Origin of the sequence: Pedobacter sp. MC2016-05 (assembly GCF_026239735.1) — a bacterium.
Classification (GTDB): Bacteria; Bacteroidota; Bacteroidia; order Sphingobacteriales; family Sphingobacteriaceae; genus Pedobacter.
Map to the genome: position 1 here is coordinate 90,652 of NZ_JAPIVT010000019.1, position 14,132 is coordinate 104,783.

The following is a 14,132-nucleotide window of genomic DNA, read 5'->3' on the forward strand; positions in this document are numbered from 1 at the left end:
TAAAGGCTGAATATAGAACTATTTTAAAACATTATTCAAAAATGAACCCAAATTATTTTAAACAATTTGGGTTCATTTTAAATTTCCATTTTCTTGGAGGATTTTAGGTAAGAATCAATAACAATTTATTAGGAAGTTCCTCTTTTATTTAACTCATCTCTCAATCGGGCAGCTTTTTCATAGGCTTCGTCAGCGATTGCTTCCTGAAGTTTCTGTTGAAGTTCTTCAATTGTTAAATCACCAAATCCTTGCTGTTGCGATGAACTTGGCGTTACATCAGCATCAGGTTCTTTGGCAATCGAATCCATGTTTTCTAAAAATAGAAAATCATTTCCTTCAATTACGATCCCTGCAGAGGCCAGTATAAATTCATAAGTATAAATTAAAGCGTTAAACCGAACAGCAAGTGCAATTGCATCTGAGGTCCTGGCATCAATTTCATGGGGGGTTTTTCCATCGCTACAGATTAGTTTTGCATAAAACACACCATCAACCAAATTATAAATAATGATTTCTTGTATGTTGATATGAAAAGTATCAGCCATTGATTTAAATAAATCGTGGGTTAATGGCCTGCTGGGAGTCATCTTTTCAATTTCAATAGCAATTGCCTGAGCTTCAAATGCGCCTATAATAATGGGCAATCTTCGGCGGCCATTTACTTCTCCTAAAACCAGGGCATAAGCACCAGATTGCGTCTGGCTGTAAGATAAACCTACAATATCTAATTTAACTTTTTTCATATATCGTTTTCAAACCTCACATATTTTTAGATATGCGAAGTTTAAAGTAATTTATTATCCTTTATGTGCTTTTAAAGCTTCTATTAATTTTGGTACAACTTCAAAAGCATCTCCAACAATACCGTAATCTGCTACTTTGAAAAAAGGTGCTTCAGGATCTTTGTTAATCACCACGATTACTTTTGATGAACTTACACCAGCCAAATGTTGAATTGCACCAGATATGCCGATGGCAATATACAAGTTGGGGCTAATGGAAATTCCTGTTTGACCTACGTGTTCAGAATGCGGTCTCCAATCTGCATCAGAAACTGGTTTTGAACAAGCGGTTGCAGCACCTAATAAACCTGCTAATTCTTCAATCATTCCCCAGTTTTCAGGACCCTTTAAACCACGTCCGGCAGATACCACTAATTCAGCATCTGGAAGTGAAGCTTTATCAGTTGCTCTTACAATATCTTTGATAACAGTTCCTAAGTCTGATTGTTTAACATCAGCGGAGAAGGTTTCAATAGCTGCTTCGGTGTTATTTTCTTTCACACCAAAGGCATTCGGGTTTAAGGCTATTACCTTATTTGCCGACGTTAATTCGGTAATGGCAAAGGCTTTACCAGAAAATGCAGTTTTTTTAACCGAGAATTTCCCATCTGTACTAGGCAACTCAACAGCTCCATCTGCCAAACCAGCTTTAAGTTTCACTGCAATACGAGGCGCTAAGCCTTTACCAGAAAATGAATTCGATAATACGACGATGTCTGCATTTTCTTGTCCGGCAGCTGCAGCAATTACGCTTGCGTAAGCCTGGTTTACAAACGTTTTTAACTGATCTACACTTACATTTAAAACCTTCGATGGACCGTATTTACCTAACTCTTTTAATTCACTTTCTGCAACATCGCCAATAGAAATGGCAACTAAATTGGTCGATTGTTGATCGGCAATGGCTTTGGCGTATGAAACTGCCTCGAAAACAGATTTCTTAAACTTCCCTTCAGCTTGTTCTACATATACTAATACTGACATATTTTTATCTTAAATCTCCGATGGAGATGTTTATCTACTCAATTAACTATCTCTGTTTATTTCAAGCTCAAACTTAACTAGATCCTATTAAATCACTTTTGCTTCACTATGTAGCAAGCCAATCAACGACTCCGTTTGATCTGCAGGAATTAATTTCACCGTGCCGCGTGGAGCTGGAGTTTCATATTTAGTCACCTTGGTAACTTCTTCAATCGAAACTGGATCAACAACAGCTAAAGGTTTTGTTCTTGCGCTCATAATACCACGCATGTTAGGAATTTTTGGTTCAGCAACCCCTTCAGCACAGCTTGCTACAAACTTTCCAGTAACGGTAACTACTTCTTTTCCACCTTCAATTTCTCTTTCTACAGTTGCATTGTCTCCATCAATGTCGAGTTTTTTGATGATTGAAATTGAGGGTATGTCTAAAAATTCTCCGACCATTGCGGCTACCTGATTTCCATTATAATCAATAGACTCCCGTCCAGTTAAAATGATATTGAAATCTCTATCCTTTGCATATTCTGCAATTTGTTTAGCTACGAAATAGGCATCACGTGGAGCAGCATTTACTCTTACGGCATCATCTGCGCCAATTGCAAGTGCTTTCCTGATGGTTGGATCGTTTGCTGCTTCGCCAACATTGATTACAGTTACTGTTCCTTTACCACCTTCGGTTAACTCAATTGCTCTTGATAATGCAATTTCATCATAAGGATTAACAATATATTGTACTCCGGCTGTATTGAATTCGGTATTATCATTGGTAAAAGTTATTTTTGTCGTCGTGTCGGGCACGTTACTGATACAAACTAATATTTTCATATGTTAATTTGGGTTTTAGTGAATATGAAATTATCAAAGCTTAAAGTAAGGCTCCTGATTAATCATACTATTGGTCTTATTTATATATGGTCTTTCTGCAAATTTAATTAAAAAAGCAAGGAAATAAAATGTCATCAAGCCGTTTAGCAAAGTTATTGGAGTTTTTAGAAAGTGATCCGAACGATCCGTTTATACTATATGCCTTAGCCACAGAGTATAACACTCAAAATGATAAAGAAAAGGCCTATTCTTTTTACCTTCAGTTAACGGATAAACATCCAGATTATGTAGGAACTTATTATCATTTGGGTAAGTTATTGGAAAAAGATGATCAAAAAGATAAAGCGATTGAAGTATATCAAAAAGGAATGGCTGTAGCCCGTAATAAGCGAGATATGCATGCATTTTCTGAGTTACAAGGTGCGTACAACACTGCTGCAGGTTTAGATTATGAAGATGAATAATTTACTCAGTCGTTTTCAATTATTTGTTTATTGCTAATTAGCCAGAATAAATGCAAGCTAAACCCATCGCTGCTAAAAAGCAGTGGCTATTTATCAGGAATGTCGTATTGTTCACCTTCACTTCTTTCGGTGGCGCACAAGCTCATTTAGCATTGCTGTTGAAGTATTTCGTTAAAAATTCCAAGTTTATTTCGGAAGAAGAGTTACTGGAGTTAAACGCTTTAGCACAGGTTTTACCGGGGCCAGCATCTACACAAACACTGGTGGGGATAGCCTGGAAAGTTGGGAAACTGAAGCTAGCAATCCTTACTTTTTTGATTTGGATCTTGCCAACAGCAACAATTATGACATTTGCTGCGATTAGCTATGCCTTGCTTGATCAGAAGCAAAAGTTTAGTGATATTTTGGAGTATATTCAGCCCATAGCGTTGGGTATTGTAGCTTATGGAGCCTGGCAATTGGGTAAGAAAGTTTTGTCTTCCCAAGTTTCCATTTTCTTAGCCATATCTTCTGTTGTGGCAACCTTTGTTCTCCGTAATGCCTATGTGTTCCCATTAGCGATTTTAGTTGGTGGGATAATTTCTTCCGCAATTGAAACGCCTAAAGAGGAAACGGAATTGAGAGTTAAACTTTTCTCGAATATTAACCCGAAGAAGATGATTTACTTTTTAGGTGCACTACTTTTATTCGCACTTGTTGGTGCCATTATCAACAGAACATCACCTTTCAGCTTGCCAATTCGTTTGTTAGAAAATTTTTACCGGAACGGAATATTAGTTTTCGGTGGTGGCCAGGTGCTTGTACCGTTAATGTTTACTGAGTTTGTAGAGATGAAGCATTATCTGCCTTCATCAGGTTTTTTATCAGGTTTTGCGTTACAGCAAGCGCTTCCCGGCCCAACATTTTCATTCACCAGTTATCTGGGTGCATTAAGCATGAAGAACTTCGGCTACGGCGTATGGGGACAGGTGCTGGGTGGCCTAATCGGTGTAATTGGAATTAATTTACCAGGATTAATTTTGGTTTTATTTATCGTTCCTTTTTGGGATGATTTGAAAAAAATCTCAAGGATTCGCTATAGTCTTTCTGGTATCAATGCGGTAAGCGTAGGTTTCATTATTGCCGCCTTTATCCTGTTGCTTATCCCGATAGGTTTTAACTGGTTGTTCTTAGGGATAATGGTAGCCACATTTTTACTTTTAAACTTCACCAAAGTGAGCCCGCCTGTTATTGTTTTAGCAGGAATATTATTCGGATATCTTTTCTAAATAAAAAAAGGGAAATTTTTCGATTTCCCTGCAACTATTTACTTCATTAAAATGGTGGATCATCATCATTATAATCGTCCATTTTTGATGGTCGAATAATAACATTGCTTTGTTTTTCAAAATCTTGTGATGGGTACATTCCTGCAGATGGATCTGCTGAAGCAAATGACGTTGGTGCTGTGAAATCCTCTTCCAAATCCGTAAACTTAACAAACTTACCAATAAATCGAAGTGGTACAATTCCAGTTTCACCGTTCCTGTGTTTTGCAATAATTACTTCGCCAATTCCTGCTTGCGATCTTCCTTGCTCATCTTCGGTAATGCCATAATATTCAGGGCGATAAAGGAATAAAACCATATCTGCATCCTGCTCAATTGAACCCGATTCACGCAAATCGGATAACATTGGTCTCTTTCCCTGCAAACCAGGTCGGCTTTCTACCGCACGACTTAACTGTGATAAGGCTAGAACGGGAACATCTAATTCTTTGGCAACTGATTTCAAAGCTCTTGAAATACTACCGATTTCTTGCTCACGGTTACCGCCACCTTTACCGCCTTCACCTTTACCATGCATCAACTGCAAATAATCTACAATTACTAATTGAATATCGTATTGCGATTTTAGTCTTCTACATTTTGCTCTAAATTCAAAGATATTTAGCGCTGGCGTATCATCGATAAGTAGGGGAGCTTCCGTTAAGCGACCGATTTTACTGTGAAGCTGCTGCCATTCCCACTCTTGTAAATTTCCTTTTCTGATTTTTTCTTGCTCTATTTCAGCTTCTCCCGATATTAAACGGTTAACTAACTGAACAGAAGACATCTCTAAAGAGAAAACTACTGTCGGTTTTTGAAAATCAACTGTCGCATTCCTAGCGCAGGTAAGTACGAAGGCGGTTTTTCCCATCGCCGGACGAGCAGCGATAATTACTAGATCTTGTTTTTGCCAACCTCCGGTAATGCGATCTAACCCTGTAAATCCAGTCGGAACACCCGTTAAGCCATCTGTTTTTGTTCGAAGTTCTTCTAGGGTCGCTAATGATTGTTTGATAATATCGTCCATTTTCTGCGTATCTCTCCGCAAGTTATTTTGGGCAATATCAAACAATCCTTTTTCCGCATGATCTAATAAATCGAAAATATCAGTGGTATCTTCATAAGCATTCGTAATAATATCAGTAGAAATTCTAATCAATTCACGCTGAATATATTTTTGGGAAATAATCCGGGCGTGATATTCAATATTTGCGGCAGAAGCTACACGGTTAGTCAGATTAGTAATATAATAAGCTCCGCCAACCATTTCTAAAGTACCCATCTGGCGCAGTTCTGATGTTACTGTTAAAATATCTACTGGTTTCGATTTTTCGAACAGCATGTGGATGGCTGCAAATATTTTTTGGTGGGCTTCATGATAAAAAACCTCAGGCTTTAAAATGTCGATAACAGCCGAAAGCGCATCTTTTTCCAACATCAATGCACCTAAAACTGCCTCTTCCAAATCTAATGCTTGGGGAGGCAATTTACCCATTGAACTCACTGTTGTATTTAATCTTGCTTTTCGGGATGATATACTATTCTTTCCGCCTTGTTCGTTATCGATACTCATTTTACAAAAGTAGTTAATTTTTGATCCGAATGTTTTAACAAGTTCTTAGCTGTTTGTTAACAAATTGAAGAAGAATAAGATTAAGTTTTCGTTATTTTAAAAAGATCTCAAAATTCTGAACAATAAAATGTTGATAATGGAAGGGTGATAAATATGGGTTTATAGGGAATGGATAACTGAAGGAATAGAGAATAGGGAATTGGTAATTGAAAATAAGGAAGAGGTAATGGGGAATAGGTAGTTGGCAATAGTAGAAAATGTAACAGTACTTTTTTTAAGTTCGACTGATAAACTTCCTATTTCCGATTCTCTATTACCTCTATAATTCTATTGCCAATAAAAATCAGTCCTCTGTTTTACGTCCATATTTTCTAATAGCAAATAATTTTGCTTGCCTTGCCGGAAAAACAACTACTTTTGCAAACAATTTTACAACATGGATAATTTTAGAAGACCACAAAGAGCAAAGGAAAATAATGAGTTTGTATTTGGCATTAGAGCTGTAATTGAAGCAGTGAAAGCTGGAAGAGATATTGAAACGATTTATCAGCAACGTGGTCTGGGAGGCGAATTATTTCTGGAATTAAAAGCACTACTTAAAGATACCTTGATCCCATTGAACGCTGTTCCAATTGAGAAATTGAATAGAATGTCTCAGAAAAATCATCAAGGTGTTATAGCTGTTATTTCTCCTATCACTTATCAAAATATTGAGGATATTGTTCCTGCTGTTTTTGAAAAAGGCGAAGTGCCGTTGATATTGGTGTTAGATAGTGTTACTGATGTACGTAACATGGGTGCAATTGCTCGTACAGCTGCTTGCGTAGGTGTGCATGCTATTGTGGTACCGTTAAAAAATGCCGCACAAATTAACGCAGATGCTATTAAAACTTCTGCAGGAGCCCTATTTAATATTCCTATTTGCAGACATGCTAACCTTCATAAAACCTGTTTGTTTTTGCAAGAAAGCGGTTTGCAAATTGTAGCCTGTACCGAGAAAACCACAGATTTAATTTACTCTCCAGATTATACCATGCCAACAGCAATCGTTATGGGGTCGGAAGACGAGGGAATTTCAAACGATCTTTTAAGAGTAGCAGATCATTTAGCAAAAATTCCAATGGCTGGCAAAATAGAATCATTAAATGTGTCAGTTTCTGCGGGTGTTATTTTATACGAGGCTGTAAGACAAAGAACTACCTAAGGTTGATGTCCTTTTAATTTCTTGATTAGGAATATAATTATGTATTTTTAATTAGAAATTCCATTTATGCTTCCTGCAAAAAACATTATTGAAGTTATCACTCATCTAGATGATATTATCAATCAAAGCATTGCCAAAAAATCCAGAGCGGGATATTTTGCTTGCTTGTATCGAAAAATGACCATCGCTGTTCAAAATGGGATAAATGACGGTTTGTTTGAGGACGGACAGCGAATGGAAAAGCTTGATGTGATTTTTGCAAATCGATATATCGACGCTTATTTCTGTAATTTGAACCAGACTCCACTAACTTTTTCATGGAAATCTGCTTTCGACGCCAGTTTACAGCCTTACACTGTCATTCAACATTTGTTAATGGGCATGAATGCACATATTAACTTAGATCTAGGCATCGCTGCTGCTGAAACTGCAAAGGGTTCTGACATCCAGTTGATTAAAAAAGATTTCAATCTTATCAACAATATTATTGGTAGCTTGATAAATATAATCCAAAAGGATTTGGAAGAGATTTGTGCCCCGATGAAATTATTAAAATATGTTGATAATAAAAGCAAAGAATCTGTAATCAATTTTAGCATTACAGCGGCAAGAAACACCGCTTGGGCAAATGCTGTTAGCCTCTCCGTTCTGCAAACGAATACGTATCAGGGCTACATCAAAAATCTGGATGATAAAATTAATGTAGTAGCCAGAAATATTATAAATCCTAACTTTTCTCAAAGCTTAGTTTTAAGAACAGTTAGGATTTTCGAACCAAAAGATGTTGGCGAGATTTTAAGATTTTTGAAAGATTAAATGAATCTATTGCCGAATCTAGATTTAACTTCGGCTACAAATTCTTTTACTTTTTGCTCCTCATTACGTGGGCAAATCATCAACATATTGTTGTTTTCCACTACAATGTAATCATGTAGTCCTTGTAGGATGACCAGTTTATCTTTCGGTACATTAACCATACAATTCGACGAATCGAACATAATCACCTGTTCTGAAGGAATTACCGCATTACCAACGTAATCCTTCTCAGCCATTTCATAAATTGAAGCCCAGGTACCTAAGTCAGACCAGCCAAAATCAGCAGGTAAAACATAAACATTATCAGCCTTCTCCATAATACCAAAATCGATAGATATATTGGTGCATTGCAGATAAGCATTATTTATAAAATCATTCTCTCTTTCGGTATTCATTTCTGAACGGCCCTGATTGAAAATTTCGTACATATCTGGTAAATGCCTTTCAAATGCTTTCAAAATTGATTTTGCCGACCAGATAAAAATTCCGGCGTTCCATAAAAAATCACCACTTTGGATAAATGATTTGGCTAATTCCAAATTTGGCTTTTCGGTAAATGTTTTAACACGATGTAAATCAGTATCGGTATTTAATACATGATCGGTGTGCTGAATGTAGCCGTAACCCGTATCAGGTCTGTTAGGTTTGATACCTAAGGTAATCAAACAATCATTTTTCGAAGCGGCATCAAGCGATTGCTCAATGGAATCGATAAAACCATCTATGTTAGCAATAGTATGATCTGAAGGTGCTACAACGATAGTCGCATTAGGATTAAGCTCATGAATTTTTAAACTTCCATAAGCTACACAAGGGGCCGTGTTTCTTAATAACGGTTCCGCCAAGATTTGATTATCTGAGAGCTGTGGTAACTGTTCTTTTACAAGATCAGCATAAATCTCATTGGTAACGATAAATATATTTTCTGGTAAACAGATTTTTAAAAACCTTTCGTAAGTGCTTTGAATCAGTGTTTTACCAACTCCAAAAAAATCGATAAACTGCTTAGGGTATTCTGTTCTGCTCACCGGCCAGAAGCGACTTCCGACTCCGCCAGCCATTATTAGGGCGTAATAATCTTTATTCATTTTATGATTTAAAATTACACTATTCCTTCATTCAAAAGATCGTGCAAATGGATAATTCCAAAGTAAGTGTTTTGTTTCAGTACTAGCAACTGCGTAATGTTATTTTCCTTAATTATGTGTAGTGCTTCTACTGCAAGAGCGTCGTACTGTATGCTTTTTGGCTGCTTACCCATAATATCTTCGGCTTTCAGTCCAGTAACCGAATCATTGTTCTCAAGCATGCGTCTGATATCGCCATCGGTAATTACACCAATAACACTATTTTCCTCATCAACAACAGCAACAGCACCCAAACGGTTTTTGCTAATTTCTATTAATACATCCTTAACGGAGGCCGAGGGATTTATTGAAGGTTTTTCATTAGAAAGGGCCAGATCTTTGGCCTTTAAATAAAGTTTCTTTCCTAATGATCCTCCGGGGTGATATTTCGCAAAATCAGACTCATTAAATTCTCTACATTCTAAGAGACAAATAGCCAATGCATCGCCCAAGGCGAGTTGAGCCGTTGTGCTGGTAGTTGGTGCTAAATTATGTGGGCAAGCCTCTTTTTCAAATGAGGTATTTAATACAAGATCTGCCTGTTCGGCTAAAAACGATGCTAATTCCCCAACCATTCCAATCAGTTTATTTCCTGCAGATTTAAGCAATGGAACCAACACTTTTATTTCTGGAGTATTTCCGCTTTTTGATAAACAAATAATGACATCATTTCTTTGAATCATACCCAAATCGCCATGAATTGCATCTGCGGCATGCATAAAAATAGCAGGCGTGCCAGTAGAATTAAAAGTAGCAACAATTTTTTGAGCGATAATAGCGCTTTTGCCTATGCCCGTTACAATAACTCTTCCATCACAATTTAAAATGGTAGATACCACTTGCTCGAAATCATCGTTAATGTTTTTCGCAACATTTAGTATCGCTGCTGCTTCAAGCTCTAAAGTGCTTATGGCTGATTGGATTATGTATTTTTTACTTTTCAAAGAGAAAATAATTGTTGGTGAATACTTGAAATTCTTGTAAAATTATGTTATTTTGGATAGAAAAATAGCATCGCATATTTTATTACACAAAATGGACGTGAAAAAGTCGTTATTTGATAACCTACAAAATTTCTTTGGGTTTGATAATTTCAAAGGTGATCAGGAGTCGATCATAACAAATATATTAGAAGGCAATAATACTTTCGTTATTATGCCAACCGGCGGAGGAAAGTCTATTTGCTATCAATTGCCAGCATTAATGAGCGAAGGAACGGCGATTGTAATTTCTCCTCTAATTGCATTAATGAAAAACCAGGTGGATCAATTAAGGGCATTTGGTGGAAATGATAGTATCGCACACTTTCTTAACTCATCTTTAAATAAGTCTGAAATTACACAAGTTAAGTCTGATCTTTTAAGTGGCCAGACGAAGTTGTTATATGTTGCGCCAGAATCGCTGGCTAAGCAAGATAATATTGAGTTCCTTAATTTAATAAAGATCTCTTTTGTCGCGGTTGATGAAGCGCATTGTATATCGGAATGGGGTCATGATTTCAGACCTGAATACCGTAAAATAAAGCAGGTGATTGCAGGCTTGGGCAATAATATTCCTATTATAGCTTTAACAGCTACTGCCACACCGAAGGTTCAGCAAGATATTATGAAAAACCTTGGCATGACCGAGGCTACACTATTTAAATCGTCATTTAATAGGCCCAACTTATTTTATGAAATCCGCCCAAAAAGGGATATCACTAAAGAAATCATAAAGTATATTAAATCTAATCCAGGGAAATCAGGGATCATTTATTGTCTCAGTCGAAAAAAAGTAGAAGAAGTTGCAGAAGCGCTAAACCTTAATGGAATTAGTGCTTTGCCATATCATGCTGGTTTAGAACCGAAAATTAGAGCTGAAACACAAGATCGCTTTTTGATGGAAGATGCAGAGGTGATTGTAGCGACAATTGCTTTTGGTATGGGGATAGATAAACCTGACGTTCGTTTCGTTATCCATCATGATGTTCCTAAAAGTATGGAGGGTTATTACCAGGAAACTGGTAGAGCTGGCCGTGATGGTGGCGAAGGAGTTTGTATTGCTTTCTACGCTCAAAAAGACGTAGATAAGCTGGCTAAATTTATGAAAGATAAGCCAGTTTCTGAACGCGAAATTGGTACACAAATTTTAAAAGAAGTTATTGATTATGCTGAATCTGGCGTTTGCCGGCGTAAGCAGATACTTCATTATTTTGGAGAAAATTTTAATGAAACAGGTTGCAATTGCATGTGCGATAACTGCAAAAAACCTAAAAAACAATTTGATGCGGAAGACCAGCTATCAACCTTGTTAAAATTCATCGAAAAAACAGGCGAGAAGTTTGACGATGCGCATTTACTAAACGTTTTTTTGGGCTTGGAAACTGCACAAACCATTGCTTATGAGCATAGCAAAGTTCCGGAATTTGGAATCGGTAAAGAAGAAGGAATTCTGTTTTGGAAATCAGTTATCCGGCAGGCCGTTCTAAATAATTACCTTTTTAAGGATATTGATAATTACGGTTTATTAAAGCTAACTAAACAAGGAAGAGACTTTATTATCAATCCTTACAGCTTGAAATTCATCTTAAATGAGCCGATTGAAACGGGCGCAGATGATGATGATGATGATGTAAAACAAGGTCCTGGAGCCTTAGATACCCACTTGTTACAGCTGCTAAAAGATTTACGTAAAAAAATTGCCAAGCAAAAAAGTGTTCCACCCTTTGTTGTTTTTCAAGATCCATCTTTGGAGGAAATGTGTACGCATTATCCAATTACAATGGAAGAAATTCGTCAAATACACGGTGTTGGCTCTGGTAAAGCAATGAAATTTGGTAGCCCTTTTATTGAGTTAATTAAGAAATATGTAGAAGATAACGACATTGAGCGACCAATTGATTTGATTATTAAGACTCAAGCCAATAAATCGCAAATGAAAGTTTCTATTATTCAAAATATCGATAGACAGATTGGTTTAGAAGATATTGCAGATTCAAAAGGAATTACTTACGAAGAAATTTTAAAAGAGGTAGAATCAATCGTAAACTCAGGTACCAAACTTAATTTAAACTATTTTATTGATGAAGTCATTGATGATGATAGACAAGATGAGGTTTTTGATTACTTCCGTGCTGCCGAAAGCGATTCGATCGATGAAGCACTTAACGAACTTGGCGAAACTGACTATACCCGCGAAGAAATCCAATTGATGCGAATAAAATTCATGTCAGAACTAGGGAACTAAAATTAGATTTGAGATAAAGAGACTAGATTTTAGACTGTTTACGTCTGAAATCTCAAATCTCAAATCTCAAGTCTTAAATCTCAATTATGCTAAACTATTTAGATAAAATAAAAAATACAGAATCCGGAAATTTCTTTTTGATGGCTGGTCCATGTGCAATAGAAGGTGAAGATATCGCCATGCGTATTGCTGAAAAGATTATTACGATAACAGCTAAACTTAAAATCCCTTACATCTTCAAGGGTTCTTATCGCAAAGCAAATAGGAGCAAAGGCAGCTCTTTTACAGGGATTGGCGATGAAAAAGCCCTAAGAATTTTGGAGCGTATTGGTCGCGAATTTGGCGTGCCTACCGTTACAGATATTCACGAAAGTGGTGAGGCTGCAATGGCTGCTGCATATGTAGACGTGTTGCAAATCCCAGCTTTTTTGTGTCGCCAGACTGACTTGTTAATTGCTGCTGCCGAAACTGGCAAAGTAGTTAATGTAAAAAAGGGACAATTTCTTTCTGCTGGTTCTATGAAATTTGCAGTTGAAAAAGTGCGGGAAGCCGGCAACGAAAAAGTAATTTTAACGGACAGGGGAAATACTTTTGGCTACCAGGATTTAATTGTTGATTATCGGGGTTTACCCGAAATGCAAAGCTTCGGTGTTCCCGTTGTGATGGATTGTACGCATTCGTTACAGCAACCAAATCAAGCGAGTGGTGTAACCGGAGGTAAACCCGAATTAATTTTAACCATTGCTAAAGCTGCCATTGCAGTTGGTGCAGATGGCTTGTTTATCGAAACTCACCCAGATCCAGCAAATGCGAAATCAGATGGTGCTAATATGTTGCATTTGGATTTATTGGAAGAAACTTTAACCAGGTTAATCCGGATTAGGCAGGCTATTCTTTAAAAATGACAAACTCAAAGGTATTTCTTACTGCCGAATGGCGAAAACTTGCTTTGGCACAATATACTGTAGATAAGGCTGTGCTTTTGAAATACCTGCCGCCCAATACAGAATTTGATGATTGGCAAGGCAAATACTATGTGAGCTTAGTTGGTTTTATGTTCGTAGATGTAAAATTAAGGGGCTTTAATATCCCGTTTCATACTAATTTTGAGGAAGTTAATCTTCGCTTTTACGTTAAATACAAAGATGGTGATGAGTGGAAGAGGGGCGTTGTTTTTATAAAAGAAATTGTGCCGTTGCCAGCCATCACCTTTGTGGCAAATACAGTTTACAAAGAGAACTACCAAACCTTGCCGATGAAACATGTTTGGATTGAGCAGGAACATCAAATCGAAGTGGATTATCTTTGGAAGAACAAAACCTGGAATAAATTTTCTGTTACCGCTTCATCAAAAGCTCAGGAAATTGCTGTGGGCAGCGAAGAAGAATTCATTACCGAACATTATTGGGGATATACCAAGATTGGATTAAATAGAACTTCTGAATATGGCGTAGAACATCCACGCTGGGAAGCTTACCCAGTTAAACAATACAAAATTGAAGTTGATTTTGGGATTAATTACGGAAGTGATTTCGCTTTTCTTAACCATGCTGAACCAGATTCAGTAATGCTCGCAGAAGGCTCAGAAATTAGGGTTTTGAAAGGGAAGAAGTTTTAGCAGTAATAGTATTTTCATAGGCTAGTTCGCTATAAACCGGTCGTCATTGCGAGAAACTATTTTTAATAGTTTCGAGGCAATCTCACTTGATAAAATAATGCCACAAATGGGATTGTGGCAAACGCACTTCGCTGTAGGTTCAATCGGTGAAAAGTCGATTTCGCCAGCCTGCCGCAGGCAGGCAATGACGAAAAGTTAAAAACGTAA

At 37.1% G+C, this 14,132-nt stretch carries 13 protein-coding genes; 7 read left to right on the forward strand and 6 right to left on the reverse strand.

The features are described from left to right. Positions 1 to 128: 128 nt before the first annotated feature. The 3 genes from OQZ33_RS19795 to OQZ33_RS19805 all read right to left on the reverse strand — a co-directional run bounded on the left by OQZ33_RS19795 (position 129) and on the right by OQZ33_RS19805 (position 2,591). Positions 129 to 743, reverse strand: coding sequence for a bifunctional nuclease family protein (locus OQZ33_RS19795; RefSeq protein WP_265801082.1), 615 nt, complete (start codon positions 741 to 743; stop codon positions 129 to 131). Positions 744 to 797: 54 nt separating this feature from the next. Next, on the reverse strand, positions 798 to 1,766 hold the full coding sequence (locus tag OQZ33_RS19800; RefSeq protein ID WP_265801083.1) for an electron transfer flavoprotein subunit alpha/FixB family protein: 969 nt from the start codon (positions 1,764 to 1,766) through the stop codon (positions 798 to 800). Positions 1,767 to 1,853: 87 nt separating this feature from the next. Beyond that, positions 1,854 to 2,591: an electron transfer flavoprotein subunit beta/FixA family protein gene (locus OQZ33_RS19805; RefSeq protein ID WP_265801084.1), complete on the reverse strand. Its 738-nt coding sequence runs from the start codon at positions 2,589 to 2,591 to the stop codon at positions 1,854 to 1,856. Positions 2,592 to 2,719: 128 nt separating this feature from the next. Here OQZ33_RS19805 and OQZ33_RS19810 point away from each other — a divergent pair, with 128 nt between their 5' ends. Together OQZ33_RS19810 and chrA are read left to right on the forward strand one after the other, a co-directional pair. After that, positions 2,720 to 3,055, forward strand: coding sequence for a tetratricopeptide repeat protein (locus OQZ33_RS19810; protein ID WP_265801085.1), 336 nt, complete (start codon positions 2,720 to 2,722; stop codon positions 3,053 to 3,055). 50 nt (positions 3,056 to 3,105) lie between these two features. Beyond that, positions 3,106 to 4,323: a chromate efflux transporter gene (gene chrA, locus OQZ33_RS19815; RefSeq protein WP_265801086.1), complete on the forward strand. Its 1,218-nt coding sequence runs from the start codon at positions 3,106 to 3,108 to the stop codon at positions 4,321 to 4,323. Between the two features lie 46 nt (positions 4,324 to 4,369). On the opposite strand, the gene dnaB is transcribed toward chrA, so the two are convergent. Next, on the reverse strand, positions 4,370 to 5,935 hold the full coding sequence (dnaB, locus tag OQZ33_RS19820; protein ID WP_265801087.1) for a replicative DNA helicase: 1,566 nt from the start codon (positions 5,933 to 5,935) through the stop codon (positions 4,370 to 4,372). A gap of 436 nt (positions 5,936 to 6,371) precedes the next feature. Between dnaB and rlmB the strand changes: the two genes are divergently transcribed. Then, positions 6,372 to 7,139 (forward strand): 23S rRNA (guanosine(2251)-2'-O)-methyltransferase RlmB, encoded by a 768-nt coding sequence (gene rlmB, locus OQZ33_RS19825; protein ID WP_265801088.1) that lies wholly within the window; start codon positions 6,372 to 6,374, stop codon positions 7,137 to 7,139. A 66-nt stretch (positions 7,140 to 7,205) separates the two neighbouring features. After that, the gene (locus tag OQZ33_RS19830; protein ID WP_265801090.1) at positions 7,206 to 7,955 is read left to right on the forward strand and encodes a DUF5995 family protein; all 750 of its coding nucleotides are present in this window, start codon (positions 7,206 to 7,208) and stop codon (positions 7,953 to 7,955) included. Here OQZ33_RS19830 and OQZ33_RS19835 read toward each other — a convergent pair. Both OQZ33_RS19835 and OQZ33_RS19840 read right to left on the reverse strand, forming a co-directional pair. Beyond that, positions 7,952 to 9,043 carry a mannose-1-phosphate guanylyltransferase gene (locus OQZ33_RS19835; RefSeq protein WP_265801092.1) on the reverse strand — a complete coding sequence of 364 codons (1,092 nt, stop codon included), beginning with the start codon at positions 9,041 to 9,043 and terminating at the stop codon, positions 7,952 to 7,954. The two genes, OQZ33_RS19830 and OQZ33_RS19835, sit on opposite strands and share 4 nt — an antisense overlap. Before the next feature lie 14 nt (positions 9,044 to 9,057). Continuing rightward, positions 9,058 to 10,026 carry a KpsF/GutQ family sugar-phosphate isomerase gene (locus OQZ33_RS19840; protein ID WP_265801093.1) on the reverse strand — a complete coding sequence of 323 codons (969 nt, stop codon included), beginning with the start codon at positions 10,024 to 10,026 and terminating at the stop codon, positions 9,058 to 9,060. A 91-nt stretch (positions 10,027 to 10,117) separates the two neighbouring features. Here OQZ33_RS19840 and recQ point away from each other — a divergent pair, with 91 nt between their 5' ends. From recQ to OQZ33_RS19855, 3 genes are all read left to right on the forward strand, one after another. Next, on the forward strand, positions 10,118 to 12,307 hold the full coding sequence (recQ, locus tag OQZ33_RS19845) for a DNA helicase RecQ (protein WP_265801117.1): 2,190 nt from the start codon (positions 10,118 to 10,120) through the stop codon (positions 12,305 to 12,307). Positions 12,308 to 12,393: 86 nt separating this feature from the next. After that, the gene (gene kdsA / locus OQZ33_RS19850; RefSeq protein ID WP_265801094.1) at positions 12,394 to 13,206 is read left to right on the forward strand and encodes a 3-deoxy-8-phosphooctulonate synthase; all 813 of its coding nucleotides are present in this window, start codon (positions 12,394 to 12,396) and stop codon (positions 13,204 to 13,206) included. Positions 13,207 to 13,208: 2 nt separating this feature from the next. Then, positions 13,209 to 13,925: a YqjF family protein gene (locus OQZ33_RS19855; RefSeq protein WP_265801096.1), complete on the forward strand. Its 717-nt coding sequence runs from the start codon at positions 13,209 to 13,211 to the stop codon at positions 13,923 to 13,925. Positions 13,926 to 14,132 lie beyond the last annotated feature (207 nt).

Coding starts and splice junctions, on each gene's coding strand:
- OQZ33_RS19835 (WP_265801092.1), bottom strand. CDS start 9,043: ATGAATAAAGATTATTACGCCCTAATAATGGCTGGCGGAGTCGGAAGT.
- recQ (WP_265801117.1), top strand. CDS start 10,118: ATGGACGTGAAAAAGTCGTTATTTGATAACCTACAAAATTTCTTTGGG.
- OQZ33_RS19855 (WP_265801096.1), top strand. CDS start 13,209: ATGACAAACTCAAAGGTATTTCTTACTGCCGAATGGCGAAAACTTGCT.
- rlmB (WP_265801088.1), top strand. CDS start 6,372: ATGGATAATTTTAGAAGACCACAAAGAGCAAAGGAAAATAATGAGTTT.
- OQZ33_RS19810 (WP_265801085.1), top strand. CDS start 2,720: ATGTCATCAAGCCGTTTAGCAAAGTTATTGGAGTTTTTAGAAAGTGAT.
- dnaB (WP_265801087.1), bottom strand. CDS start 5,935: ATGAGTATCGATAACGAACAAGGCGGAAAGAATAGTATATCATCCCGA.
- OQZ33_RS19795 (WP_265801082.1), bottom strand. CDS start 743: ATGAAAAAAGTTAAATTAGATATTGTAGGTTTATCTTACAGCCAGACG.
- OQZ33_RS19800 (WP_265801083.1), bottom strand. CDS start 1,766: ATGTCAGTATTAGTATATGTAGAACAAGCTGAAGGGAAGTTTAAGAAA.
- chrA (WP_265801086.1), top strand. CDS start 3,106: ATGCAAGCTAAACCCATCGCTGCTAAAAAGCAGTGGCTATTTATCAGG.
- OQZ33_RS19830 (WP_265801090.1), top strand. CDS start 7,206: ATGCTTCCTGCAAAAAACATTATTGAAGTTATCACTCATCTAGATGAT.
- kdsA (WP_265801094.1), top strand. CDS start 12,394: ATGCTAAACTATTTAGATAAAATAAAAAATACAGAATCCGGAAATTTC.
- OQZ33_RS19805 (WP_265801084.1), bottom strand. CDS start 2,591: ATGAAAATATTAGTTTGTATCAGTAACGTGCCCGACACGACGACAAAA.